A 3,354-nucleotide genomic window follows, 5' to 3' on the forward strand; every position below is an offset into this window, starting at 1 on the left:
CTCCTTATCCCATCGCCTGGACATCGACGGCGACACGGTCATCTGGATCGACCACGAAAACCGTCGCACCACGTTCCCGCTGCCGTCCGCTGAACGCCCGGCCATCCACAACAGCCTGTCACGCGCGGCGATTTACCTCGGCAATGAACCGGAAGAACTGATCCTCGCCCAGGCCGGCGACGAAGCGCGGTTTTATCACTTCCGCAACGGTCGACTCACGGCGATCAGCGACGCCTACGACAACCGCCTGCGCATCAGCCGCGATCGCCAAGACCGTATCCAGCGCCTCGACAACGGCGCCGGCCGCGCCTTGCGGTTTCGTTATGAACGCAGCCATTTGGTCGCCATCGACTATCAGGTGTTTRTTCCGGCGCCGACCCTTGAAACGTGCTGGAAGACCGAGCAAACCCTGRTCAGTTACGCCTACGACGAACGCGCGCAACTGATCGAGGCAAGCAACGCCGCTGGCGAAAGCGAACGCTACGACTACGACGACCAGCACGTCATCCTCCAGCGGCAACTGGCCGGTGGGGCGAGTTTCTTTTGGGAGTGGGAACGGTCCGGCAAAGCCGCACGCTGCGTCCGCCACTGGGCGTCGTTTGCGCAAATGGACGCGCGCTATGTCTGGGATGACGCSGGCAGYGTCACCGTGCACAACCTCGACGGCAGCGAAGARGTKTACGTCCACGACGAGCGGGCKCGGCTGGTGCGCAAGGTCGAACTGGRCGGCGGTGAACAGCTCAAGGCKTACGACGAAGAMGGTCGGCTGGTTGCCGAACAGGATCCGCTMGGCRYCGTCACCGAATACCGCTACGACGAAGTCGGACGCCTTGTCGCGCTGATTCCGCCAGAAGACGAGCCAACGGCCTACGAGTACCGCAACGGTTTCCTGCATGCACGCTATCGCGGCAAAGCCGTGTGGACCTGGCAGCGCAACGCGCAGGGCGACGTCACCGAAGCGACCGATCCCGACGGCCAGGTCACCCATTATTACTACGACGAAAAAGGCCAGCTGCTGTCGATCCGCTACCCGGATACCAGTCGGCATGTGTTCGTCTGGAATGGCTTGGGGCAACTGGTTGAAGAAACGCTACCGGACGGAGGTCAGCGGCGTTTTGCCTACGACGCACTGGGGCGGCAGATTACCCGCCAGGACGAACACGGTGCGGTCACGAAGTCGCAATGGGACGCCGTTGGCCGGCTGATCCAGACCACTTTGCCGACCGGCGCCACTCGCGCCTACAGCTACAACGCCTACGGGAAAATTACTGCCGAACGYGACGAACTCGGCCGCWTCACGCGCTACGARTACCTCGACGAYCTGCACCTGGTCAGTCGCCGCCTCAATGCCGACGGTACCCAACTGCAGTATCGCTACGACAACGCGCAGCTGTTGCTCACGGAAATCGAGAACGAATCCGGCGAGCAATATCGGCTGGACTACACGCCCGGCGGACTGATCCGACAGGAAACCGGCTTCGACGGYCAACGCACGGCGTACGCCTACGACCTCAACGGTCAGTTGCTGGAGAAAACCGAGTTCGGYWCTGACGGTTCGGAGTTGATCACGGGTTACGAGCGAGATTCGGCCGGGCGGTTGCTGGTCAAAACCCTGCCCGACGGYATCAAGGTYGAMTACCGCTACGACAACCTCGGCCGCCTGATCAGCGTCGACGACGGCCACGACCATCCGCTGGAATTCGAGTACGACCCACAGGACCGCCTGATCACCGAACATCAGGGCTGGGGCACCCTGCGCTATGGCTACGACGCCTGCGGCCAACTCAATCGCCTGCGTCTGCCGGACGGCAGCAAACTCGATTACCACCACGCCAAGGGCGGCGCACTGACCGCCATCGACCTCAACGGCGCACGGCTCACCACTCACCAATTTGCCTTCGGCCGCGAGCAACAACGCCAGCAAGGCCAGCTCACCAGTCACTACCACTACGACGAACAGGGCCGATTACAGGCCCACGCCATCCACCAGCAAACCCGGCCGCTGTACATGCGCCATTACGGCTACGCGGTCAACGGCAACCTGGCCACCGTCGCCGACAGTCGACACGGCCAACGCAGCTATTACTACGACCCGCTCAACCGCCTGACCCGCGTGCGCCACACCCGCGACACCCCACCGGAAACCTTCGCCCACGACCCGGCCGGCAACCTGCTGATGCAGGACCGCCCCGGCGCCGCAACCGTCAAAGGCAATCGCCTGCTCATGCAAGGCGACCGCCACTACGACTAYGACGCCTTCGGCAACCTCATTCGCGAACGCCGCGGCACCGGGCAAAAACTCGTCACCGACTACCGCTACGACTGCCAACACCGCTTGATCGGCGTCACCACCCCAGACGGTCGCACCGCCAGTTACCGCTACGACGCCTTCGGCCGCCGCATCGCCAAAACCGTCGACGGCCACACCACCGAATTCTTCTGGCAAGGCGATAACCTCATCGCCGAAAGCAGCCGCGAACACTACCGCAGCTACCTCTACGAACCCGGCAGCTTCCGCCCGCTAGCCATGCTCGACGGCAAAGGCCCGCGCAAAGCCTGCCCGTTCTACTACCAACTCGACCACCTCGGCACGCCGCAGGAACTGACGGATTTTGGTGGCGAGATTGTCTGGTCGGCGAAGTACAACGCCTACGGCAAAGTCACGCATCAGGCGTTTGGCGGGGGCGAGCAGCTTGAGCAGCCGTTGCGGTTTCAAGGGCAGTACTTCGACGCCGAGAGCGGCCTGCACTACAACCGGCATCGGTACTATGATCCGGGGGTTGGACGGTATCTGACGCCTGATCCGATCAAGTTGGCGGGTGGGCTGAACTCGTATCAATACACGCCGAATCCGACGGGGTGGGTTGATCCGTTGGGGTTGAGCGGGAACTGCCCGCTACCGAATAAGCTTGGGTGTGGGGCGCCGGATGATACGGCTGGCGCTAAGGTGGATGAGGGTGAGGCGGCTCTGCCGAACGCCTACACTCACTTTCCTGATGATCCAAATGAGCTTACGGAAGCGTTAGGAGTCCAAAGTTTCACTTACCCAGCATGGAAGTCAAAGAATGGCATGGCGACCTAACGCGAATACGATTATTAGATTTGAAAGTCATCCCGGAGATGCTGGGTCATTTAACGCGAGGCATCATGGTGAGCACTATCATTTGGAGCTTAAACCTAGTCACCTAAGTTGGAGTCAGGCAGATAAACAAAAGGCAGTTGTAAAAGTCAAGCCTGATGGATATCAGCTTGGTCACGGAACTGGCTTTATTGCCGGTGAGAAACATCCAGGTACTTCAAAATGACAGAGTTTCCAGTTTCAGACGGCACCATCGAAAGAATAACGTGTGAGCA

The 3,354-nt window shown here is 60.9% G+C and carries 2 protein-coding genes; both read left to right on the plus strand.

Features of this window, described 5'->3' with window-relative positions; genetic code table 11:
• Nucleotides 1–3,082: RHS repeat-associated core domain-containing protein (locus AC1DRJ_RS22185; RefSeq protein WP_477804028.1), on the plus strand; the 3,082-nt coding region annotated here is incomplete at its 5' end.
• Nucleotides 3,066–3,305 carry a hypothetical protein gene (locus tag AC1DRJ_RS22190; RefSeq protein WP_477804029.1) on the plus strand — a complete coding sequence of 80 codons (240 nt, stop codon included), beginning with the start codon at nt 3,066–3,068 and terminating at the stop codon, nt 3,303–3,305. The genes AC1DRJ_RS22185 and AC1DRJ_RS22190, both read left to right, overlap by 17 nt.
• Nucleotides 3,306–3,354 lie beyond the last annotated feature (49 nt).

This window comes from Pseudomonas sp. P5_B2, from assembly GCF_056400445.1.

Bases quoted from the DNA above. Each gene is read 5' to 3' on its own strand.
- AC1DRJ_RS22190 (WP_477804029.1), top strand. From the start codon at position 3,066: ATGGCATGGCGACCTAACGCGAATACGATTATTAGATTTGAAAGTCAT.